Consider the following 21,360-nt stretch of genomic DNA (forward strand, 5'->3'; position numbering starts at 1 on the left):
CTGTTATAGCTTCTTGCTATGGATGCCCATATCCGGGATCTGCGGTATTTCGTGGCGGTCGCGGAGGAGTTGAGCTTCACGCGGGCGGCCACCGAGCGGCTGTTCATCTCCCAGCCCTCGCTGAGCAGGCAGATCAGGCAGCTTGAGCTGTCCATGCGGGCCAGGCTGTTCGACCGCGACCGGCGGACCGTGGCGCTGACCGCCGCCGGGGCCGCGCTGCTGCCGCTGGCCCGGCAGATCATCGAGCAGTGGGAGGACGCGCGGCGCGCGGTGGCCTCGGCGCGCGAGGAGCGCACGCTGACCGTGGGGTTCCAGACGCGGATCGGGCGGGGGCTGGTGCCGTCCATCGTGGAGGCGCTGCCGGGGTGGGAGCTGCGCTTCCGCCAGATCACCTGGGGCGACCCGACCGTGGGGCTGGGCGACGGGCAGGTGGACGTCGCGGTCGCCTGGCTGCCCGTCCCCGACGACGGCGCCTACGACTGGACGGTGGTGAGCACCGAGGAGCGGTGGGTGGCGCTGCCCGCCGGGCACCGGCTGGCCGGGCGGACGGAGGTCGGGCTGGCCGAGCTGGCCGGCGAGCCGTTCGTCGCGCTGCCGCGCACGGCGGGGCCGATGCGGGACTTCTGGCTGGCCGCCGACCGGCGCACCGGCCCGGCGCTGGTCGGGGCGGAGGCGGAGACGGCGGAGGAGGCGTTCGAGGTGGTGGCGTCCGGGCGGGCCGTCGCGCTGGTCTCGGCCGGGAACGCCGAGCTCTACCGGCGCGACGACGTGGTGGCCCGGCCGGTGACCGGGCTGCCGCCGAGCAGGCTGGCCATCGTCTGGCGGCGCGACGACCGCAGGCCGTCGGTGCGCGCGCTGGTACGCGAGTTCGTCCGCTGCCTGTGCGCGTGACGCGCGGCAGGCGGGGGTCAGGGCCGAGGCAGGTCGGGTCAAGGTCTGGCCAGGCCGGGGTCAGGTCGGGATGGTGGCGCGGGCCTCCTCCACGTGGGCGGCGACGCGGTCGGCGCCGCACGACGCGGCCAGGGCGCGGGCCTCGTCGGCGAGCGCCAGGGCCTCGTCGTGCCGCCCCTGGGCGACCGCGATGCGGATCAGCCCGACCTGGTTGGACGCGACCCCGGCCGGCGACCCGAGTTCCCGGCGCAGCCGCGACGACTCCGTCAGCCTCTCGCGCGCCTCGTCCAGCCGCCCGGACCGGTGGGCCGCGATCCCCTGGTGCCTGAGCACCTCCGCGAGCGTGGCCAGGTCCCCCGTCTCCGCGGCCAGTTCCCCGGCGCGCCGGAAGAGGGGCAGCGCGCGGTCGAGATCGCCATCGACGACCTGGTGGTAACAGCCCTCCCAGAACGCCGACTCCCCCTCCCCGCGCCGGTCGCCGACCGCCTTGAACAGCGCGCCGGCCCGTTCGAACAGCGCCAGCTCGCGCGGGTCCGCCTCGCCACCCTGCACGAAGCGCACGTGCAGGACCCGGCCTCTGGCCAGGCACAACGCGGCCTCGACCGCGTCCAGTTCACGGTCGGACGCGGCGAGCGCGGCGTCGTCCCCTGCGTAGATCCCGCGTTCGTAGAGCCCCCTGGCCCGCTCGATCCACATTTGCCCGAATGTACGGGAAGTAGCGGCCGGGCGCACGTGCGGGCGAGGTCAGCCGCGGGCCCGCGCCGTCGAGGCCCTGACCACCAGCTCCGGCTCGAACAGCAGCTCGTCGGCGGGCACCACGGCCTTGTCGATCTGGGCCACCAGCAGGTCGACGGCGGCCCGGCCCATCGCGTCGATCGGCTGGCGGACCGTGGTCAGCGGCGGCTCGGTGCAGTTCATCAGCGCCGAGTCGTCGAAGCCGATGACCGAGACGTCCCCCGGCACGTCGAGGCCGGCCCGCCTGGCCGCCCGGACCGTGCCGAGCGCGAGCAGGTCGCTGGCGCAGATCACGCCGGTCACGCCCTGCTTGACCAGCCTGGACGCGGCCGCGTGCCCGCCCTCCAGGGAGAACATCGTGTGCTCGACGAGCCGCGGGTCGCCGCCCCGGGCCTGGAACGTCTCCAGCTTGCGCCGGGAGGGCATGTGGTCCTTCGGGCCGAGCACCATGCCGACGCGTTCGTGGCCGAGCGCGCGCAGGTGGGACAGGGCCATCTCGGCGGCCACCACGTCGTCGCAGGAGACCTGCGGGAAGTCCAGCCGCTCGACGGCCGCGTTGACCAGGACGGTCGGCAGCTTGCGCTCGTGCAGCAGCTCGTAGTGGTCGTGCGAGGCGTCGGCCCGGGCGTAGAGGCCGCCGGCGAAGACCACGCCGCTGACCTGCTGCTGGAGCAGCAGATCGACGTAGTCGGCCTCGGAGACGCCGCCGACCGTGCGGGTGCAGAGCACCGAGGTGAAACCCTGCTGGGCCAGCGCGCCGCCGACGACCTCGGCGAAGGCGGGGAAGATCGGGTTCTGCAGCTCGGGGAGCACCAGGCCGACCAGGCGGGCCCGGTCGCCGCGCAACTGGGTGGGACGTTCGTAGCCGAGCACGTCGAGCGCGGTCAGCACGGCCTCGCGGGTGGCGTCGGACACACCCGGCTTGCCGTTGAGCACGCGGCTGACCGTCGCCTCGCTCACCCCGACCTTCTTCGCCACCTCTGCGAGTCGTCGCGTCATGCGCAAACTATACGGCCTTCCGCGCAAGCGCTTGCGATCACTTACGTAGCCACAGCTGCCCCTTCCCACTCCCGCCCAGGACGTCCTTCCCGACAATTTCGGCGCACCGGACGGAAGAAATGCGGGGTGCCGCACGACAATCGCCAGTCAAATGTTTGCGCAATCACGTCAACCGGTTGCGAAATCCTGCGTCATAGCTCCGCCCTGGACGGCAAGCCTTGCCAATCGCTCACGCTCGCCATCGCCGCCGCGCTCAGCAGCGCACCCCGGTGCAGCCGTTCCTGCGGCGTCAGGCCGTCGAGCGCGGCGCTGATGTAACCGGCCGCGAACGCCTCGCCCGAGCCCGCCATGTCCACGACGGGCACCTGCGGGACGGCCACGTCGTAACGCATACGGTCGGCGCGCACGCTGGCACCCTTGGCGCCCCGGTCGACCACGACCTCGCGCTCGGGGGTGAGAGCGGGCTTGACCAGGTCCAGCTCGTCCTGGGCGAGGAAGAGCAGGTGGGACTGGCAGGCCAGCTCGCCGAGCACCTCCTCGGCCTCCCGGACCGAGGGCCACAACTCGGGCACGTAATCGACGGAGAACGAGATCATCACCCCGGCCGTCCGCGCCGCGCTCATGGCGGCGTGCACGGCGTCGAGCGCGTCCCTGCTCAGGGCCGCCGTGACGCCGGTCACGTACAGCATCTTGGCGGCGCCCACCCGGTCCATCGGCACGTTGCCGGGCGACAGCCGGGACCCGGCCGAGCGGGTGCGGTACTGGGCGGTCACCGGCTCGCGGCCGACGCGCGCCTCCCTGAGCACCATCCCGGTACGCGCCCCTTCGACCACCCGCACGTCCTCGACGTCCACGCCCTCGCCCCTGAGCACGGTCAGCGCCCTGGCGCCCAGCTCGTCGTCCCCCACCCGGGCGGCGTACGCGCAGCGGTGGCCCAGCCTGGACAGGGCGATCACCAGGGTGAACTCGGGCCCGCAGACGTCCAGTCTGGCCTCGTTCTCGTGCCGCACCCGGCCGCTGGAGACCACTCCGAGCGGCTCACCGAGCGCGTAGACGTCCGTCATGAGCCAGACTGTAGTTGGTCACGACTGCGCGGATTGATTTTTTCGCATAAGTCCTGGTTAGGACCGTGATCAAATATTTTCTGTATCTTTAGCGAACCTTTTCCCCAACCTCTGCCTCTAAGTAGTAGAGGAAGTCGGCGCGCCCCGGCGCCGGCTTCGAGTCGATACGGGGAGAGGAATCAGCACCCTCATGAGAAAGATCGCAGTAGGAATCATCACCGCCTTCGTCGGCGGGGCCATGTTGGTTTCCGGCGCGGGCGCCGCCTCCGCCACCGCGACCAAGCACGCCACCGAACTCAAGATCCGCGACATCACCCCCAACCCGGTCGTGGTGAAGGCCGGCAGCGAGACCACCGCGTACTTCGACATCGGGGCCAGCTCCGACGTCAAGAAGGTCACGCTGAGCGTGGCTCCGGAGGGCGACGTCCGCACCTTCCGTGCCAAGGACGTCAAGGACCTCGAGGGCTGGCGCTTCGCCGTCCCGTTCACCGAGGGCGACTTCGCCGGCAAGTGGAAGGCCACCGCCGTGGCCTTCGACAAGGACAACAAGCAGGTCGCCACCGACTCGGCGTTCTTCGCCGTCGAGATCCAGAAGGGCAAGGCCGACACCCGCATCACGCGCTTCACGGCCGACCCCTACAAGGTCCGTCAGGGCCGCTCGATCTACTTCTCCGGTCGCCTTCAGGTCGATGACGAAGGCTGGGAGGGTCTGCGCGGCGAGAAGGTGAGCGTCTACTACCGCGCCAACGGCTCCAGCGGCTGGAAGTGGGTCGCCTCGGCCAAGACCTCCTGGGGCGGCAAGTTCGCCACCAAGACCCGCGCCTGGAAGAGCGGCACGTTCAAGGCCGTCTTCGAGGGTGACGACGAGCTCAACGGCTCCGAGAGCCGTCGCGACTACGTCAAGGTCTACCGCTCCTGGCACCACCGCTGATTGATCGCCGAGGCCCGGTTCCCCTGGTGGGAGCCGGGCCTCCGGCATTTCCTGATTCTTTTGCCGCCGGCGAGGTTTATCGATCAGCGGATCGCCGCATGGACTGTCCCATTTGCAAAGGAGGCGGCCCGCCGTCTCGCGGACACAGCGTCGATCCGACAGGAGCCCCCATATGCCCCACCCCCTGATCGCCCTCGTCCTGAGCCTGACGAGCACGTTGGGGGCGGCCCCTTCGGTCCGTTACGAACCCGCCGGCACGGCCCGCGAGCAGCACGCCAGGAAGCTCCTGAAGGACAGCGGCGTGCTGCGCACCCGGCTCGGCGGCGTCCAGGTCGTCGCCCGCGGCTGCGACGCCCCCCGCGCCACCTGGAACGGCGACCGGCGGCGGATCACGATCTGCTACTCGCTGGTCGCCAAGATCGACCGCACGCTCACCGGCATCTCCGAGACGGAGGAGGCCGACCGGCGCACCACCGCCACCCGCGTGGACGGCGCCCTGGCCGCCCTCTACCACCACCAGCTCGGCCACGCCCTGGCCGCGCTCAACGGCCTGCCCGCCGACGAGCCGCAGGCCGACCGGTTCGCCGCGCTGACGCTCGCGGCGCGCGACGGCGGCCACGTGGTGGCCGCCGCCGAGGCCCGCCACCTGCTGGCCGCCCACACCCACGCCGACCACCTGTCGGGGACGGCCGCCGCCGCCACGTTCGCCTGCCTCCTGTACGGCGCCGACCCCGCCAAGTACGCCCGCATCGCCAAGGGCGGCTGGGTGCCGGCCGAGCGCGTCCCGTCGTGCCGCGCCGAGTACGAGCGGGCCAGGGCGGAACTGGGGTCACTGGCAGTGAAAGTCGGGGCCTGAGGGGTACGTCCGGATGTATGGCTGAGGAGCTGCTCAGAGACTTCGACCCGTTCGACATCTTCGACACCGAGGCGGCCCGGCTCGACCGGTTCTTCGCCGGGCTCGACGAGTCGGGCTGGGCGCGTCCGTCCCGCTGCGACGGGTGGTCGGTCCGTGACGTGCTGGCCCATCTGGCGGGTGAGGAGGCGTACAACCACGCCTGTCTCGACGGCACCGTGCAGGAGCTGCTGACCCGGGTGGCCGCCGAGGGGGTGACCGGGTTCAACGACTTCAACGAGTGGTCCGTACGGCAGCGCCGCGACGTGCCCGTCGAGGAGGTGCTCCAGGAGTGGCGCGCCAAGAACGGCGAGACGCGCGAGCGTATGCGCGCACTCGGCCCCGACGCGCTGATCGACACGATGGCGGGCCCGTACCCGGTGGGCTTGCAGACCTTCCACTACGACTCCGAGTACGCCACCCACGCCGACGACGTCGGCGCGCCGGTGGCGCAGGAGGAGATCGACGACCGGACGTTCTGGCGGGTCGCCGTCGGGCGGTTCGTGCTGGCCGAGCAGGACTCGCGGGCGCAGGTGGAGCAGACGGCCGAGCAGATCTGGGTGAGCGTCGACGGGGGCAGCGCGTCGCTGTCGTACCCGGAGTTCGTGGAGGCCACCGTGGGGCGGCTGCCGACCGACGGGCTGAACCCGCGGGTCGCCGCCGCGCTGCGGTGCCTGGCCTGAGGGGAGAGCGGGATGTGGCTGCGCAACCGCGCGGGCACCGAGCCGGTGACCGCGCGCAGCCCGCTGCGGGCGAGGCGGGTGCTGTCGTGGATCGCCCTGGTCGCCGCCGTCGCCGCGGCGGTCTTCTTCGTGACCCGCGCGATGGCCACGGGACAGCAGGTGTGGGTCTGGGAGGCCGCCCTGGCCGCCGCGGTGGCCGTGGTGGCCGCCGTGGACCTGGCGGTGCTCAGGCGCCGGCGCGCCGGGCCGTCACGTGGCGGGCACGCCCGGTCAGGTGGTGAGCACGGTCGGTCAGGTGGTGAGCACGGCCAGCAGGAGCAGCAGGATCACCGCGGCGGCCACCCCGAAGATGATCCAGACATGGGTCAGCGCCCACACTCGTAGCCGGTCACCGTAGGCCTGCGGGTAGTCGATACCGTCGGACTCGATCCTGTTGATTGCCGCCACGCGCCGGGCCAGCTCGGGGTCGTCCCGTTCGAGGCCCTGCTCGATCTCAGCGAGGATGCGGCGTTCCCTTCCAGAGAGACCCATCGCGATCACCATTGCTCCCACGCCGGTGAAAGCCTTGTACCCACCAGTAGCCCCAGCATGCCCGCCCGGCGCCTCCTTGGCGTGACATGCCGAAACCCCCGGCCGTTCCGGCCGGAAGCGCGGAACGTACGGGGGCGGGTCAAGCCTTGGCTGTCATTTCTTGCCGTAGCGCTGGTTGAAGCGCTCGACGCGGCCCTCGGTGTCGAGGACGCGGCTGCGGCCGGTGTAGAACGGGTGGCTGGCCGACGACACGTCGACGTCCACGACCGGGTAGGTCCTGCCGTCCTCCCACTCGACGGTCCTGCTGCTCGTCAGGGTCGAGCGGGTGAGGAGGGCGAAGCCGGCGCTCGGGTCGCGGAAGACGACCGGACGGTACGAGGGGTGCAGGTTCTTCTTCATGCCCCTCTCAACCGGATGGCAATGGTTTTCATTCCCTGGCTTCGGGGTCCATCCCGAGGACGGTCCGGCCGCCGTCCACGGGGATCGTCGCCCCGTTGACGAAGGAGGCGTCCGGCGAGAGCAGGTGCGCCACGACCGAGGCCACCTCGCCGGGGAAGGCGACCCGGCCCAGGGGGTGCACCCTGGCCATCTCGCGTTCGACGTCCACCACCTCGTCCGCGGTCCTGGAGGCCAGGAAGTCCTCGTAGCGTTCGGTGGCCACCGAGCCGGGCGCGACGGCGTTGACCCTGATGCCGTACCGGCCGTACTCGACGGCCAGCGACCTGGTCAGGCCCTCGGTCGCGGCCTTCGCGGTGGCGTAGGGCAGGCTGCCGGGGACCGCCCGCGTGGCCTGGTGGGAGGTGACGTTGACGATCGCGCCCGGCGTGCCCGCCGCGAGGAAGCGGCGGACGGCGACCGCGCAGCCCACCAGCGCCAGGTCCAGATTGGCCGCGATCAGCTGCCTGACCTCCGCGATCGGGGCGTCGTGCACGGAGGCGTCACGGAAGATCGCCGCGTTGTTGACCCAGCCCGCCAGCGTGCCGGCCTCCTCGGCCCGGTCGGCGGCCCAGGAGACCAGCTCGTCGTCGGCCGCGTCGCCCACGACGGGGATGACGCGGGGGCCCGTCCAGGACAGCGAGCCGCCGTCGCGGTCGATGACGACGACGGTGTCCTTCTCCCCCAGGAGCCGCTGGACCACGGCCTTCCCGATGCCACGCCCGCCGCCGGTCACCACGTAGGAAAGACTCATGCGTTCGACGCTACTCGCTCGCAGGGTGACCATTGTCACCGTATTTCCGGCTGGTGAACGGGAACGAACCAGGGCGTGATCGCCGTACCCGGTCCGAGGTCGCCGGCCCGCGTGGTCGGGGCGCTCGCGATCACGCAGACGGCCGGCTACGGCGTGCTCTACTACGCGTTCTCGGTGTTCATCCCGCCGATGGCCCGCGACCTGCGGACCGGGGTCGCCCAGCTCACCGGCGCGATCACGGTGTCGGTGCTGGTCTCCGCGCTGGTCGCCCCCCTCGTCGGACGCTGGCTCGACCGGCACGGCGGGCGCGCGCTGATGACGGCCGGGTCGCTGCTGGGCGGGCTCGCGGTGCTCGCCTGGTCGCAGGTGCGCACCGTGACGCAGCTCTACCTGGTGTGCGCGGCGCTCGGGATCGCCTCGGCCATGGTGCTCTACGAGGCGGCCTTCGCGGTGATCGTCGCCTGGTTCGACCCGGCCCGGCGGGCGCGCGCGCTGCTCGCCGTGACGGTGGTGGCCGGGTTCGCCTCCAGCATCTTCCTGCCGCTGACGGGGTTCCTCGTGGACCGGTACGGCTGGCGGCAGGCGCTGGTCGTCCTGGCCGCCGGGTACGCGCTGACGGCCGTGCCGCTGCACGCGCTGGCCGTGCGGGGGCGGGGGCGTCCGCGCCGCCGGCCCGGCGTCGGGCGATCGTCGGCTCGGCGCTGCGCGAACGGCCGTTCTGGCTGCTGGTGGCCGCCTTCCTGGCCCAGACGGGCGCGGTGGCGGTCATGGGGGTGCTGCTGGTGACGTACCTGATCGCGCTCGGGCATCCGCCGTTGTTCGCGGCGAGCGTGGCCGGGCTGCTCGGCGTGTTGTCGGTGACCGGGCGGCTGGTCACGACGGGGCTGCAGAGCCGGTGGCCGGTGGCGCTGGTCACGGCGGCCATGTTCGCCGTCCAGGGGGTGGCGGCGCTGCTGCTGCCGCTGGCGGGTGACAGCGTGGCGGGGGCGATCGCGGGGGTGGTGCTGTTCGGGCTGGGGTTCGGGGTGGCCACGATCGCCCGTCCCGCCTTGCTGGCCGACCGGTACGGCACGGCCGCGTACGCGACGCTGAGCGGCGCGCTCGCCCTGCCCGTCACGATGTCCAAGGCCGTGGCCCCGCTGCTGTCGGCGGCGGTGGCGCAGGTCGCCGGATACCCGGCGGTGATGGCCTCGGTGGCGGCGGCCTGCGTGCTCGGAGCGCTCTCGCTGGTGGCCTACGATCGGTACGGGCGGGCGCCGGAGCGAGAGGCCGCGTTGCCCGCCGAGCCGACCTGAGACCCGCGGTCCGCCGTCGGCGGAACTGACGGAACGTCGGCCGACGACCACGTAAGGTAGCCGCATGGATACCCCCACCGAGGCTCTCCACCGCGTCTTCGGTTACGACTCGTTCAGGGCGGGTCAGCAGGAGATCATCGACCACGTCGTCGGCGGCGGCGACGCGCTGGTGCTCATGCCCACCGGCGGCGGCAAGTCGCTGTGCTACCAGATCCCGGCGCTCGTGCGTCCTGGGGTGGGGGTCGTCGTCTCGCCGCTGATCGCGCTCATGCAGGACCAGGTCGACGCGCTGCGCGCGCTCGGCGTGCGGGCCGGTTTCCTCAACTCCACCCAGGACTTCGACGAGCGCCAGCTCGTGGAGGCCGAGTTCCTGGCCGGCGAGCTCGACCTGCTCTACCTCGCCCCCGAGCGGCTGCGCGTCGAGGCCACGATGCGGCTGCTGGCCAAGGGCGAGATCTCGCTGTTCGCCATCGACGAGGCCCACTGCGTGGCGCAGTGGGGCCACGACTTCCGCCCCGACTACCTCGCCCTGTCGGAGCTGCGCGAGCGCTGGCCGCAGGTGCCGCGCATCGCGCTGACCGCCACCGCCACCCCGGCCACCCACGCCGAGATCTCCACCCGGCTCGGCCTCGACCAGGCCCGCCATTTCGTGGCCGGCTTCGACCGGCCCAACATCCACTACCGCATCACGTCCAAGAGCGACCCCAAGCGGCAGCTCCTCGACTTCCTGCGCACCGAGCACCCGGGCGACTCCGGCATCGTCTACTGCCTGTCGCGCTCGTCGGTGGAGAAGATCGCCGCGTTCCTGGCCGACCACGGCATCGCGGCGGTCCCCTACCACGCGGGGCTCGACGCCCGCACCCGCGCCGCCCACCAGTCCCGCTTCCTGCGGGAGGACGGGCTGATCGTGGTGGCCACCATCGCGTTCGGCATGGGCATCGACAAGCCCGACGTGCGTTTCGTCGCCCACCTCGACCTGCCCAAGTCGGTCGAGGGCTACTACCAGGAGACCGGCCGCGCCGGGCGCGACGGCCTGCCCGCGACCGCCTGGATGGCCTACGGCCTGCAAGACGTCGTCCAGCACCGGCGCATGGCCCTGGAGGGCGACGAGGCCCACCGCCGCCGCCAGGTCCTCCACCTCGACGCCATGCTGGCGCTGTGCGAGACGGCCGGCTGCCGCCGGGTCATGCTGCTCGACTACTTCGGGCAGAAGGGCGCCGAGCCCTGCGGCAACTGCGACACCTGCCAGAGCCCGCCCGAGTCCTGGGACGGCACGATCGCCGCCCAGAAGGTGCTGTCCACCGTGCTGCGGCTGAAGCGGGAGCGCGGCCAGAAGTTCGGCGTGGGGCAGGTGGTCGACATCCTGCTCGGCAAGAAGACGGCCAAGGTGCTCCAGCACGGCCACGACTCGCTGACCGTCTTCGGCGTGGGCACCGACCTGGGCAACGCCGAGTGGCACGGCGTGGCCCGGCAACTGCTGGCGCAGGGCCTGCTCGCGGTGGAGTCCGACCACGGCACGCTGGTGCTCACCGACGCCAGCGCCGACGTGCTGCGCGGGCAGCGGGAGGTGCCGTTGCGCCGCGACACGGCCCGCCCGGCGTCCCGGGCGTCCAGGTCGTCGTCCGGGTCGTCGTCCGGGTCGTCCGGGGCGAAGGGCCAGCCGGCCGCCGAGCTGCCCGCCGAGGCCGCGCCGCTGTTCGAGCGGCTGCGGGCCTGGCGGGGCGCGGTCGCCAAGGAGCAGGGCGTGCCCGCGTACGTCATCTTCCACGACGCCACGCTGCGGGAGATCGCCACGCTGGCGCCGTCCTCACTGGCGGAGCTGAGCAGGGTCAACGGGGTCGGGGAGAACAAACTCGCCAAATACGGGGATCAGGTCCTGGAGGTCGTCGGGGCGGCCGACGAAGACGCCTGACGCCCGTCCCCGGCTCAGTTCCGGGAGCAGGGCGAGCCGCGATTCGGGGTGATGGCGACGGCCGCACGAAGAACGGTCGTCGCCATCACGCTGGCCGACCTGGTCGAGGCGCCTGGCCCGCGACCGGCCGGACGGATGCCGGGCCCCGGTGTCCCTCTTCGATCGTACGGGGTGCCGCCGCCGGGTGGGGGGCCGGTGCTGCCGTCAGTTCGGGTGGCGGCCGAGGTAGGCGAGGAGATGGTCCTGGGCGGTGCCCAGCGGGGGCGGCCGCAGCCGGGCGGCGAAGCGGAACGGGCGGTCCTCGTCGGTGACGAAGAGCTGGGCCAGGTCCAGCAGCTCTTCGGCGAGGGCGTGCGGGATTGGGCGGTGTTCACCGCAGGCCCGCGCGATGTCCCAGCCGTGCACGGTGATCTCGATGGCGCCCGCCGCGGCCACCATCGGAGTGGTCATGGGCACGTTCCCCACCGCGACCATCCCGGCCTCGATCGTGCCCGCCCACGTGCCGAGCACCTCCGTCGCGCCGTCCCTGAGCAGCAGCGCCGGGTTGCCGGGCGCCGGGCCGCCGACCGGCACGGGCCTGCGGGCGGGGGCGATGTGGCCGAGCGCGGCCTCGTTCAGGGCCTCGAAGGAGTCCTGCATGTGGTCCAGGAGCTCCTGGAGGTTCCAGCGGGAGCACGGGGTGGGCCGGCACAGCACGTGTGGGCTCACCACGCGCAGGCTGCCCAAGGTGTAGTCGATGGCCCGCTCCAGCAACGCCACCCCTGCCGTCAACGCCCTTGCCCGTTCGTCCATGTCGCCTCCTCGATTCATACAGACCTCGTGGAAGGCCGAAAATCATCGCCCTGGGGGCAGGATGCCGTTCGTGTCCGGTAGGTAGAGCGGACGGGCCGGCCTTCCGGCCGCCGGTGGCCGCCCTGTGCGACTCAGCGTCCGTCGGAGGCGGAGGGGCCTGTCCGGTGGGCCGCGAACCGTCTGCCGATCGGGGCGAAGGGCCCGTCCGGCGGGCCCGCGAACCGTCTGCCGCATCCGCGGTCCGTGCCGGCCCTAGCGGTCGCCGGCCCCGGCGAAGGTGACTCGGATGGAGTACAGGTCACCGGCCGAGCTGGTGATGAACAGGTCGTTGCGCTTGGCGCCGCCGAAGGTCAGGTTCGAGACCGACTCGGGCAGCAGGAGCTTGCAGAGCAGGCCGCCGTCGGGGTGGTAGCAGTGCAGGCCGTCGAGGGCGGCGGCCCAGACGCGGCCGTAGCAGTCGAGCCTGATCCCGTCGAACCACTCCTCGGCGAAGACCTTGCCGCCCGACAGCGTGCCGTCGTCGCCGACGTCGAAGAGCCGGATGTGCCGCTCGCGGGTGTCCACGATGTACAGCCGGCTCTGGTCAAGAGAGAAGGCCAGCCCGTTGGGGCGGACGAAGTCGTCGGCGACGACGGTCAGCTCACCGCTTTCCGGGTCGAGCCGGTACACGTGGTCCGCGCCGATCTCGCTCTCGGCCGGGCTGCCCTCGTAGTAGCCGGTGATGCCGTAGCGCGGGTCGGTGAACCAGATCGTGCCGTCGTACCTGACGACGATGTCGTTGGGGCTGTTGAGCCGCTTGCCCTGGTAGCTGTCGGCGAGCACGGTGATCGACCCGTCGTGCTCGGTCCTGGTCACCCGGCGCGCCCCTTGTTCGCAGGTGACCAGCCTGCCTTCGCGATCGACCGTGTTGCCGTTGGCGTTGCCCGCCGGGCTTCTGAACACGCCGACGGCGCCGGTCGTCTCGTCCCAGCGCAGGAGCCGGTCGTTGGGGATGTCGCTCCACACCAGGTAGCGCCCGGCCGGAAAGTAGGCCGGGCCCTCGGCCTTGCGGCTGCCCCGATGCAGCACCTCCACGTACTCGTCGCCACCGTCGAAGCCGAACCGCTCGTCCACGACCTCGAACCGCGCCTTGAACCTGTCCATCACTGAACCTCCTTCTGACAAAACCTACTTCTACCGGACACCATATGGTTAATCGACCCTTGTGCGAGAGGTGGTTCAGTAGGTGCTCCTTTTGAGGGGGTCTGTCACGTTCGGCGGGCACACGGCCCCCGTCCGTCCCGACGCGGCGACGGCCGCACGATGACGCTGTCCGGGGACGCCCGGATGGGCGCGAGTGCGGGGCTTCTGGTGCGGCGGGGCGGATCGTCCTGGACCGGCACGGGCGGGTGCCGATGGTCGGGCCGGGTGCTCTTGGACCGCCGCGACGCCGGGGACGCGGGGATCTCGGATGCCGTGGGCTTGCGTGTCCCGTTGGAACCTTTTGGGCGGGTGGGGGGTAAGTGAGGGCATGAGGAAGATGGCGGTGTTCTCGGTGGCGGCGCTTGTGGTGGGGGTCGGGTGTGCGGCGGCCGGGGGTTCTGGGAAGGGGGCGGGGGCGAGTGGTGGCGCCGGGTCCTCGTTCGGAGGCGAGAGGGGCGGCGCGGGTGCCTCGGTGAGCGCGTCTTGGGGGATCACACCGGGCGGAGGCGGGGCCGGGAGCCCAAGCCCGACCCCCGACACGCCCTCGAACGTGGCCTCCGGCCCGAACCCCGCCTCCAGCCGGAGCACCGGCCCACACCCGAACACCGCCCCCGGCCCGCACGCCGCCCCCGGCCGGAGCACCGGCCCCAACTTGAACGCCGCCCCCGGCCGGAGCACCGCCCCCAACTTGAACGCCGCCCACGGCGGGAGCACCGCCCCTGACCCGATCGCTGACCTCAGCCCGCTCCCTGGCGCCACCCCGGCCCCGGGTTCGGGCCCCGGCCTGAGCACCGACGCCGGCCCCCTCCCTGGCCCAAGGCTGAGCCCCACCCCCACCCTGAGCATCGACGCCCGCCCGAGCCCGAGCCCGAGTGCGGGGGTGGGGTGTCGGGGGGCGTCGGTGGTCGGAGGGGGTGGGTTTCCGGAGGTGCGGGGGGTGTCGGCGGACGCCGAGGTGTGGGGGTTGTTGTTCGTGTCCGGGCTGCCGCTTCACCGGAAGCAGACCACCAAGATCGTGTGGCGGATGACCGGGGAAGGGCCGCTGACGGTCAGGGCGTCCCTTCCTGACGGCACCGCCGCCCGCCTCGCCTGGGGACCCGAGGAGCACGGCGGGTCGTCCTGGCACCGGCCGGGGGACGAATGGGGCACCGGGCTCGTCTTTCCCAAGCCCGGCTGCTGGAAGATCGAGCTCAGCCGCACCCACGGCAAGGGGCACCTCTGGCTACCGGTCGCCCAGTAGCCCCTGGCAGCCCACCACACGAGCCACCGCTGGCTTCCAGGCGCCCAGCACACGAGCCACGCCTGACCACCAGCTGCCTCGCACCCGGCAGCCAACGGCTCGCGTCACTGCCGGTTGCGGGCCGCCCAGCAACCCACCGCACAGACCCCCGGCTGCCGGAAGGCCAGCGCCCAGCAAGCCACGCACGCGCCGCCCTGGCTACTGGCTGCCCAGCTGCCAGCAGCCCCCCCGCTACCGGTTGTCCAGTGCTCGGTCTACGAAGGTTTGGACGTCGTCGATGACCTCGTCCCTGTTGGTTTCGTTGAAGACCTCGTGGCGGGCGCCTGTGTAGATGCGTTCGGTCAGGTCGCTGCCCTTGACCGCCTCCACCCCGGTCCGGCTGCCGGCCAGCGGTACGAGCTGGTCGTCCTCGCCGTGCACCCACAACGTGGGCAGGGCGCCGAACGTGCCGCCCTTGGCGATCGTGTCCAGCATCGCGGCGAACGCCTCCACCGTGGCCCGCTTGAACGGCCCGTGCCAGACCAGCGGGTCGTCCGCGTACGCCGCCCCCACCGACGGGTCGCGGGAGAGCGTGGCCGGGTCGATGGGGATGTCGGGCAGCTCGTCGAGCGCCATCAGCGCGGGGATGACCTCCCACTCGCCGATCACCGGGCCCGACAGCACCAGCGCGGTCAGGCCCTCGGCGTAGCGCTGGGCGTACCGGGCGGCGATCATGCCGCCCATGGAGTGGCCGATCAGCACGACCGGGACGCCGGGATGGTCGGCCCTGGCGCGTTCCTCGACGGTGTGCACGTCGGTGACGACGTCCTCGAAGTCCTCGACGAGCACGCGTTCGCCCGCCGACCTGCCGTGGCCCATGTGGTCGAGTCCGTGGACGGCGGCGCCGTGCCGGACGAGACGGTCGGCGACGTACTCGTAGCGGCCGATGTGCTCGCCGTATCCGTGGACCAGGAGGGCGATGTAGCGGGGCCGGTCGTGCGGCCATTCGCGGACGACGTTCAGCCCCCGCGTGCCGGTGAAGGTGTGCTCTCGCGACTCGGCCATGAACTTCCTCTCCCATCCAGCCACGACGTCCGAAAACCGCTGACTTCCGCGGGCGCGCCGGTGTTGTAGAGAGTATGGACATCCACACCATCATCGACAGTCCGCTGGGCGAGATTCTCCTCGTCGGCGACGGCGCCGGGCGGCTGACCCGCGTGTCGTTCGACGTGGGCGCGCCGCCCGGACGCCGGGAGCCGGCCGCGTTCGGGGAGGCCGAACGGCAGCTCGGCGAGTACTTCGCGGGCGGGCGTACCTCGTTCGACCTGCCCCTGGCCGCCCGCGGGACGGCGTTCCAGCAGCGGGTGTGGGGGAGGTGGCGGCGCTGCCGTACGGGACGACCACGAGCTACGGCGAGCTGACCGCCCGCGCCGGCGTGGCGCGGGACCGGGTCCGGGCGGTCGGCGCCGCGATCGGCGCGAACCCGCTGCTCGTCGTGGTCCCCTGCCACCGGGTGGTCGCCGCGAACGGCGCGCTGACCGGCTACGCGGGCGGCCTGGAACGCAAGTGCGATCTGCTCACCCTCGAAGGCGTCCTGCAGCCGCAGCTCTGGAGCGTGTCGTCATGACGCCGCGGGTCGAAGGGGCCGACTGGCAGCGGCTGGCCGGGGAGCTCGACGCCCACGGCTGCGCGCTGACGCCCCGGCTGCTCTCGCCCGGGGAGTGCGCGGAGATCTCCGGCCTGTACGACGAGGCCGGCCGGTTCCGCTCGACGGTCGACATGGCCCGCCACCGGTTCGGCTCCGGCCAGTACCGGTACTTCCGCCGGCCGTTCCCGCCGCTGGTCGAGGAGTTGCGGGCGGCGTTCTATCCGTATCTGCTGCCGATCGCCCGCGACTGGGCGGCCCGGCTGGGGCAGCCCGCGCCCTGGCCGGACGACTTCGGCGAGTGGCTGGACATGTGCCACGCGGCGGGACAGACCAAGCCGACCCCCATCCTGCTGCGCTACCGGGAGAACGACTGGAACGCGCTCCACCGCGACCTGTACGGCGACCTCGTGTTCCCGCTGCAGGTCGTCATCGGGCTCGACCGGCCCGGCGAGGACTACACGGGGGGCGAGTTCCTGCTGGTGGAGCAGCGGCCGAGGGCCCAGTCGCGGGGCACGGTGACCGCGCTGCCGCAGGGTCACGGGCTGATCTTCACCACCCGCGACCGGCCGGTGCGCTCCTCGCGCGGCTGGTCGGCCTCGCCGGTGCGGCACGGGGTCAGCACCGTGCGTTCGGGGCTGCGGCACACCCTCGGCCTGGTCCTCCACGACGCGACATGACCGGCGAGCCGACGTCCGAGCTGGACGCGCTGCTCACCCTCGTCCGGGCCCAGCGCCCGCGGGCGCGGGCCGTCGTCGTCGGCCACGGCCGGGACGGCGCCCGCCTGGCCGGGGCGTTCGCGGACGCCTGGGACGGGACGGTGCTCGCGGTGGTCGCCTGGCCGGAGACGGCGGCGTCCTGGTTGCGCCAGGCCAGGCGGTTCACGGCGGGGGAACCCGACGCCTGGGTGGTCGCGGGCGCGCCGGCGGGATGGGCCGGGATGAGCGAGCGCCTGCGCCGCAGCACCGACTGGGATCCCCGCCGGACGTACGGTTCGGCGGCCACGGCCCGCGCGGTCGCCCTGGCCGCTCCTGGGACACTGGAAGGCATGCGCGGAGCCGACACCGACGGCACAACATGGCGACTAGGACGAAACCTGATTTTCCGGGAACCATCGTGATCCCCCGGCCCATGCGGGAGGTCGCCCCGGGCGCGGTGCACGTCCCCGGCTGGTTGTCCCTCGCCGAGCAGCAGGACCTGGTGCGCGCCTGCCGCGCGTGGGCGACCGGCCCGGTGCCGATCCGGCACACCGTGCTGCCCGGCGGCGGCGTGATGTCGGTGCGGACGGTGTGCGTCGGCTGGCACTGGCAGCCGTACCGGTACACGCGTCTCGCCCACGACGTGAACGGGCGGCGGGTCGCCGCGTTCCCCGCGTGGCTCGGCGACCTCGGCCGCCGCGCGCTGGCCGACGCCTACGGCCGCCCGGACGACGGCTACGACCCCGACACCGCGCTGGTCAACTTCTACGACGGCCAGGCCAGGATGGGCATGCACCAGGACAAGGACGAGCGCTCCGACGCCCCGGTGGTGTCGCTGAGCGTCGGCGACACGTGCCTGTTCCGCTTCGGCAACACCGAGACGCGCGGGAAGCCGTACACCGACGTCGAGCTGGCCTCGGGCGACCTGTTCGTGTTCGGCGGCGCGTCCCGCTTCGCCTACCACGGCGTGCCGAAGGTCTACCCGGGCACCGGCGACCCGGCCACGGGCCTGGCCGCCGGGCGCCTCAACGTGACGATGCGGGTGACGGGTCTTCGATGAAGTAGTCGAACTGGTCGTCGGTGAGGGTGCGGCGCAGGATGCGCAGGACCTTGCCGGGGTCGTCGTGCGGGCCCGGGGTGTAGAAGGGCTTGCCGTCGCGGCCGAAGGTGATGGCCGAGCCGCCCTCCCACTTGCCCAGCAGGTCGCTGACGGGCGCGAACTCTTCGTGGGGCTCGAAGCCGAGCGTGCGCGCGTGGTCGATCGAGCCGAAGACCAGGTGCTGGGCCAGCTCGATCGGCACCTCCTGGTAGCCCGCGTACTCGCCGAAGAAGTACTCGCGGAACCTGCGCAGGTCGCGATCGTCGAGCACGTCGGGGCCGATGGTGTTCTTGATGCCGAGGCAGTAGACGTCGGCGAGGTAGCCGCAGACCGTCATCCGGTCCCAGGTGTGGCGCCGGGCGACCAGCACGCACACCATGCCGCCGGCGCCGGACTCCGGGGCCTCGTCGACCCAGCCCTTGGACGGGTCGACGCCCAGCCCGGCGCTCCAGCCGACGTTCATCCAGCAGCCGACCACCTCGGGCTCGGCCGACGTCACGTTCTCGGCGGCGATGGCGCGCACGAGGGGCGCGACGACCGACGGCGACACCTTGAGCGCCCGGGCGATCTCCTTGGGAGACCTGCCCTGGGCGCGCAGCTCGCGTACCTGATCCTTCAACTCCACACGCGGCAGCCTAGCGCCCGGCGTCCCGTCAGGCGGACAGGCTGGGGGCGAGCCACGCCAGGAGCCGGCGCGGCCGGGCGCCTCCCCCTGCTCAGCCGACGGACGAGGTCACGGTGTCCACGTGCTTCTGGCTGACCGAGCGCCCCGACACCAGCACGAGGTCGAGCGCGCGCAGGTCGGCCAGGCGGTCGAGCGGGTTGCCGCGGACCGCGATGACGTCGGCGCGCTTCCCGGCCTCCAGGCTGCCGGTCTCGGCCCCGACTCCGCACGCCTCGGCGGCGCGTACGGTGGCCAGCTCGACGATCTCGGCGTTGCCGAACCCGGCCTCGGCGAAGACCTCCAGCCCCGACACGTAGTCGTCGGTGCGCTTGTCGAGCCCGGCGATGGCGAACCCGGTGTCGGTCCCGGCGACGAGCCTGATCCCGGCCTCGCGCATGGCGGCGAGGTTGCCCAGCCAGCGGTCCATCGGCTCGGCGCCGACGAGCGCGCGCAGGTTCCAGAACTGGCCGTGCACGGTCGGGCACACGTACGTGTCGCTCCCGGCGATGCGGTCGGCCAGCCGCGCGTCGTAGGCCGGGCCCGCCGGGGTGTGGAACGTGCAGTGCTCGATGGTGGTGACCCCGGCCTCCAGCGCGTTGCCGATCGACTCGGGGGCGTGGGCGTGGGCCGCGACGGTCTTGCCGCGCGTCGCGGCCTCCTCCACGGCGGCCCTGATCAGCGCGGCCGGGTACTGGGCCCGCCAGCTCGGCACCGAGCCGGGCGACATCTCGCCGCCCGAGGCCATCACCTTGAGGCAGTCGGCGCCGGCCCGCAGGTTCTCCCTGGCCACCCGGCGGACGGACGGCTCGTCGTCGGCCTCGCCGCCCATGTACCAGCAGTGGCCGCCGGTGACCGTGATCGGCCGGGTCGCGGCGATCAGGTGGGGGCCGACGGCGAGGCCGCCCTCGATCGCGTCGCGCAGGGTGAGGTCGAGGAAGCCGCGCCCGCCGAGGTCGCGGGCCGTGGTGACGCCCGCGGAGACGAGCTTGCGGGCGTTCTCGGCCATGCGCAGCAGCAGGTGGCCGTCGCTCACGGCGCTGCGTCCGGTCACCGGGTCGACCGTGCCGTCGAACCCGAGGTGCACGTGCGCGTCGATGAGGCCGGGCAGCAAGGTGTGATCGGGCAGGTCGAGTGACTCCGGGGCCTGGCCCGCGCTGCCGCGGGGGCCCACCGAGACGATGCGCGAGCCGTCGATCAGCACCTCGCCGTGGGTGATGACCTCTCCGGGACGCCCGGTGAGCACCGTGCCGGCACGGATGATCCGCATGCCCTCCACAGTGCCACATGCGCCCCCGCCGCGCCCGCCCGCCGGGACGCCGGGCGCAACAGCCCCCATCTGATAGGAAGGTTTACTTATTAGGGCATGATGGCCGTCCATGTGGACGCGCGACTTCGTGCTCTTCTTCACCGCCCGCACGGTGTCGATGCTGGGCTCGGCGATGATGCCGGTGGCCACCGCGCTCGGCATGCACGACGCCGGGTACGGCGCCACCGGCGTCGGCCTGGCCCTGGCCGCCTGGATGGTGCCGATGGCCGGGCTCATCCTGTTCGGCGGCGTGCTCATGGACCGGTTCACGCCCCGCCGCATGATGGTCGGCGCCGACCTCGCCAGGACGGCGACGCAGGCGGGCACGGCGGCGCTGTTCGGGCTGGGCCGGCCGGAGTTGTGGCAGGTCGTGGCGCTGTCGGCGGTCGCCGGGGCGGCGGCGGCCATGTACACGCCGGGCGTGGCGGGCACCATCTCGCGGATCGCGGCCGACGTGCAGCGGGCCAACGCCACCCTGCGCATGTCCGAGGCGATCATGCAGTTGCTCGGGCCGGGGCTGGCGGGGGCGCTGGTCGGGCTCGCCGGGGTGGGCGTGGTGTTCGCCGCCGACTCGGCCGGGTTCGCGGTCAGCGCGGCGTGCCTGCTGCTCATGCGGGTGCGGGTGGCGCGCTCCGGCGAGGAGCCGGTGCTGGTGCGGCTGCGGGAGGGCTGGCGGGAGTTCCGGTCGCGCACGTGGATGTGGAGCGTCATCCTGATCTGGGTGGTCTTCGGGATCACCCTGTTCGGGCCGCTGATCCCGCTGGGCTCGGTGCTGGCGGCGGGCGGGATCGGCATGTTCCTGTTCGCGCTGGAACCGCTGAGCTTCGCGGCCGGCCTGCCGCTCGGCGTGATCATGGCCTGCCACGTGGTGGGCGGGGCCGGGTGGGCGTTCTGGTCGGTGATGTGGGCGACGAGCGTGCAGACGCTGGTGCCGGCCGAGGCGCTGAACCGGGTCAGCGCGTACGAGATCGGCGGCTCCACCATGTCGCTCCCGGTCGGCCAGGCGCTGGCCGGGCCGGTGGCCGCCCTGGTGGGCTCCCGCGAGGTGCTGGGCTTCTCCGCGCTGGTGGCGGTCGCCGGCTCGCTGGCGCTGCTGTCCCTGCGGCCGGTGCGGCAGATCACCGTAAGGCCGCGGGAAGAGGACCGTAAGGCCGCTCCCGCATCGTAGAGGCATGACAACGACGCAGACCGCGCAGTACGAGATCGTCCGTACCTTCGACGCCCCCCGCGAGGACGTCTACGCCGCCTGGACCGAGCCCGAGCGTTTCTCCCGCTGGTTCGGCCCGCGCATGCTGGCCACGCCGGTCGGCCGGATCACCCTCGACGCCCGTCCCGGCGGCCGGTGGCGCGCGACGCTCGTCGGCGAGGAGGGGTTCGAGGCGACGCTGGAGGGCTCCTACCGCGAGGTGCAGGCACCCGCCCGGCTGGTGTTCACCACCGGCGACCCCGACAACCCCGGCGACGGCCCGGCCTCGGTCGTGACGCTCGACCTGCTCGACCGGGACGGCGGCACCGAGATGCGCTTCCACCAGTTCGGCGTCAACACCGACCAGGAGCACGCCGAGCAGGCCAGGGCCGGCTGGGACGAGTTCTTCGACCGCCTGGCCGAGCATGTCGCACGCTGACCCCTCAC

25 protein-coding genes and 1 pseudogene are annotated in these 21,360 nt (G+C 72.7%); 15 read left to right on the forward strand and 11 right to left on the reverse strand.

All coding sequences use genetic code 11. From position 1 onward, the window contains the following. Positions 1–18 precede the first annotated feature (18 nt). Positions 19–891, forward strand: a complete 873-nt coding sequence (locus tag ACNF49_RS49955; protein WP_482942055.1) for a LysR family transcriptional regulator — start codon at positions 19–21, stop codon at positions 889–891. A 60-nt stretch (positions 892–951) separates the two neighbouring features. On the opposite strand, the gene ACNF49_RS49960 is transcribed toward ACNF49_RS49955, so the two are convergent. From ACNF49_RS49960 to ACNF49_RS49970, 3 genes are all read right to left on the reverse strand, one after another. After that, positions 952–1,587, reverse strand: coding sequence for a tetratricopeptide repeat protein (locus tag ACNF49_RS49960; RefSeq protein WP_482942056.1), 636 nt, complete (start codon positions 1,585–1,587; stop codon positions 952–954). A gap of 48 nt (positions 1,588–1,635) precedes the next feature. Further along, complete coding sequence (locus tag ACNF49_RS49965) at positions 1,636–2,625, reverse strand: LacI family DNA-binding transcriptional regulator (RefSeq protein WP_482942057.1); 990 nt, start codon at positions 2,623–2,625, stop codon at positions 1,636–1,638. A gap of 191 nt (positions 2,626–2,816) precedes the next feature. After that, entirely contained in the window at positions 2,817–3,689 is an 873-nt protein-coding gene (locus tag ACNF49_RS49970; RefSeq protein WP_482942058.1) for a sugar kinase, read from the reverse strand. Between the two features lie 190 nt (positions 3,690–3,879). On the opposite strand from ACNF49_RS49970, the gene ACNF49_RS49975 reads away from it, so the two are divergent. The 4 genes from ACNF49_RS49975 (at position 3,880) to ACNF49_RS49990 (ending at position 6,579) form a co-directional block, all read left to right on the forward strand. Beyond that, complete coding sequence (locus tag ACNF49_RS49975) at positions 3,880–4,620, forward strand: hypothetical protein (RefSeq protein ID WP_357970970.1); 741 nt, start codon at positions 3,880–3,882, stop codon at positions 4,618–4,620. A 172-nt stretch (positions 4,621–4,792) separates the two neighbouring features. Continuing rightward, positions 4,793–5,476 (forward strand): DUF4344 domain-containing metallopeptidase, encoded by a 684-nt coding sequence (locus tag ACNF49_RS49980; RefSeq protein WP_357970968.1) that lies wholly within the window; start codon positions 4,793–4,795, stop codon positions 5,474–5,476. 17 nt (positions 5,477–5,493) lie between these two features. Continuing rightward, positions 5,494–6,195 carry a maleylpyruvate isomerase family mycothiol-dependent enzyme gene (locus tag ACNF49_RS49985; RefSeq protein WP_357970966.1) on the forward strand — a complete coding sequence of 234 codons (702 nt, stop codon included), beginning with the start codon at positions 5,494–5,496 and terminating at the stop codon, positions 6,193–6,195. Positions 6,196–6,207: 12 nt separating this feature from the next. Further along, positions 6,208–6,579, forward strand: a complete 372-nt coding sequence (locus ACNF49_RS49990) for a DUF6343 family protein (protein ID WP_482942059.1) — start codon at positions 6,208–6,210, stop codon at positions 6,577–6,579. Here the strand turns inward: ACNF49_RS49990 and ACNF49_RS49995 are convergent. From ACNF49_RS49995 to ACNF49_RS50005, 3 genes are all read right to left on the reverse strand, one after another. After that, entirely contained in the window at positions 6,487–6,726 is a 240-nt protein-coding gene (locus tag ACNF49_RS49995) for a DUF3040 domain-containing protein (RefSeq protein WP_357970963.1), read from the reverse strand. The genes ACNF49_RS49990 and ACNF49_RS49995 overlap by 93 nt on opposite strands. 153 nt (positions 6,727–6,879) lie before the next feature. After that, positions 6,880–7,125 (reverse strand): type B 50S ribosomal protein L31, encoded by a 246-nt coding sequence (locus ACNF49_RS50000; protein WP_364325023.1) that lies wholly within the window; start codon positions 7,123–7,125, stop codon positions 6,880–6,882. 28 nt (positions 7,126–7,153) lie between these two features. After that, complete coding sequence (locus tag ACNF49_RS50005) at positions 7,154–7,915, reverse strand: SDR family NAD(P)-dependent oxidoreductase (protein WP_357970959.1); 762 nt, start codon at positions 7,913–7,915, stop codon at positions 7,154–7,156. A gap of 189 nt (positions 7,916–8,104) precedes the next feature. Here ACNF49_RS50005 and ACNF49_RS50010 point away from each other — a divergent pair. Together ACNF49_RS50010 and recQ are read left to right on the forward strand one after the other, a co-directional pair. After that, positions 8,105–9,210 (forward strand): annotated as a pseudogene (locus tag ACNF49_RS50010) (MFS transporter). Positions 9,211–9,274: 64 nt separating this feature from the next. Beyond that, positions 9,275–11,122, forward strand: coding sequence for a DNA helicase RecQ (gene recQ, locus ACNF49_RS50015; RefSeq protein ID WP_482942060.1), 1,848 nt, complete (start codon positions 9,275–9,277; stop codon positions 11,120–11,122). 204 nt (positions 11,123–11,326) lie between these two features. On the opposite strand, the gene ACNF49_RS50020 is transcribed toward recQ, so the two are convergent. Both ACNF49_RS50020 and ACNF49_RS50025 read right to left on the reverse strand, forming a co-directional pair. After that, complete coding sequence (locus ACNF49_RS50020) at positions 11,327–11,914, reverse strand: TIGR03086 family metal-binding protein (RefSeq protein ID WP_357970953.1); 588 nt, start codon at positions 11,912–11,914, stop codon at positions 11,327–11,329. A 252-nt stretch (positions 11,915–12,166) separates the two neighbouring features. Continuing rightward, positions 12,167–13,057 (reverse strand): SMP-30/gluconolactonase/LRE family protein, encoded by an 891-nt coding sequence (locus tag ACNF49_RS50025; protein WP_482942061.1) that lies wholly within the window; start codon positions 13,055–13,057, stop codon positions 12,167–12,169. A 976-nt stretch (positions 13,058–14,033) separates the two neighbouring features. On the opposite strand from ACNF49_RS50025, the gene ACNF49_RS50030 reads away from it, so the two are divergent. Beyond that, complete coding sequence (locus tag ACNF49_RS50030; protein ID WP_357970949.1) at positions 14,034–14,336, forward strand: hypothetical protein; 303 nt, start codon at positions 14,034–14,036, stop codon at positions 14,334–14,336. Positions 14,337–14,567: 231 nt separating this feature from the next. Here ACNF49_RS50030 and ACNF49_RS50035 read toward each other — a convergent pair whose 3' ends face one another. Beyond that, a complete protein-coding gene (locus ACNF49_RS50035) occupies positions 14,568–15,380 on the reverse strand; it encodes an alpha/beta hydrolase (protein ID WP_357970947.1) in 813 nt (270 codons plus the stop codon). Positions 15,381–15,454: 74 nt separating this feature from the next. Between ACNF49_RS50035 and ACNF49_RS50040 the strand changes: the two genes are divergently transcribed. Genes ACNF49_RS50040 through ACNF49_RS50060 form a run of 5 tightly spaced genes read left to right on the forward strand, consistent with a single transcriptional unit; the run spans position 15,455 to position 17,718 of the window. Continuing rightward, complete coding sequence (locus ACNF49_RS50040; protein ID WP_482942062.1) at positions 15,455–15,736, forward strand: methylated-DNA--[protein]-cysteine S-methyltransferase; 282 nt, start codon at positions 15,455–15,457, stop codon at positions 15,734–15,736. Continuing rightward, positions 15,691–15,942, forward strand: a complete 252-nt coding sequence (locus ACNF49_RS50045; protein WP_482942063.1) for a methylated-DNA--[protein]-cysteine S-methyltransferase — start codon at positions 15,691–15,693, stop codon at positions 15,940–15,942. Before ACNF49_RS50040 ends, ACNF49_RS50045 begins: the two co-directional genes overlap by 46 nt. Next, positions 15,939–16,640 (forward strand): 2OG-Fe(II) oxygenase, encoded by a 702-nt coding sequence (locus ACNF49_RS50050; protein WP_357970943.1) that lies wholly within the window; start codon positions 15,939–15,941, stop codon positions 16,638–16,640. Before ACNF49_RS50045 ends, ACNF49_RS50050 begins: the two co-directional genes overlap by 4 nt. Further along, positions 16,637–17,080 carry a hypothetical protein gene (locus tag ACNF49_RS50055; RefSeq protein WP_482942064.1) on the forward strand — a complete coding sequence of 148 codons (444 nt, stop codon included), beginning with the start codon at positions 16,637–16,639 and terminating at the stop codon, positions 17,078–17,080. Before ACNF49_RS50050 ends, ACNF49_RS50055 begins: the two co-directional genes overlap by 4 nt. Positions 17,081–17,091: 11 nt before the next feature. Further along, positions 17,092–17,718 carry an alpha-ketoglutarate-dependent dioxygenase AlkB family protein gene (locus ACNF49_RS50060; protein WP_482942065.1) on the forward strand — a complete coding sequence of 209 codons (627 nt, stop codon included), beginning with the start codon at positions 17,092–17,094 and terminating at the stop codon, positions 17,716–17,718. Here ACNF49_RS50060 and ACNF49_RS50065 read toward each other — a convergent pair. Next, the gene (locus ACNF49_RS50065; RefSeq protein ID WP_357970940.1) at positions 17,684–18,382 is read right to left on the reverse strand and encodes a helix-turn-helix domain-containing protein; all 699 of its coding nucleotides are present in this window, start codon (positions 18,380–18,382) and stop codon (positions 17,684–17,686) included. The two genes, ACNF49_RS50060 and ACNF49_RS50065, sit on opposite strands and share 35 nt — an antisense overlap. Positions 18,383–18,473: 91 nt before the next feature. Next, positions 18,474–19,688, reverse strand: coding sequence for an amidohydrolase family protein (locus ACNF49_RS50070; protein WP_482942066.1), 1,215 nt, complete (start codon positions 19,686–19,688; stop codon positions 18,474–18,476). 109 nt (positions 19,689–19,797) lie between these two features. Here ACNF49_RS50070 and ACNF49_RS50075 point away from each other — a divergent pair, with 109 nt between their 5' ends. Next, on the forward strand, positions 19,798–20,895 hold the full coding sequence (locus tag ACNF49_RS50075) for an MFS transporter (RefSeq protein ID WP_482942067.1): 1,098 nt from the start codon (positions 19,798–19,800) through the stop codon (positions 20,893–20,895). 4 nt (positions 20,896–20,899) lie between these two features. After that, the gene (locus ACNF49_RS50080) at positions 20,900–21,352 is read left to right on the forward strand and encodes an SRPBCC family protein (protein ID WP_352320052.1); all 453 of its coding nucleotides are present in this window, start codon (positions 20,900–20,902) and stop codon (positions 21,350–21,352) included. Positions 21,353–21,360 lie beyond the last annotated feature (8 nt).

The sequence above is a fragment of the Actinomadura sp. ATCC 39365 genome (assembly GCF_054392275.1).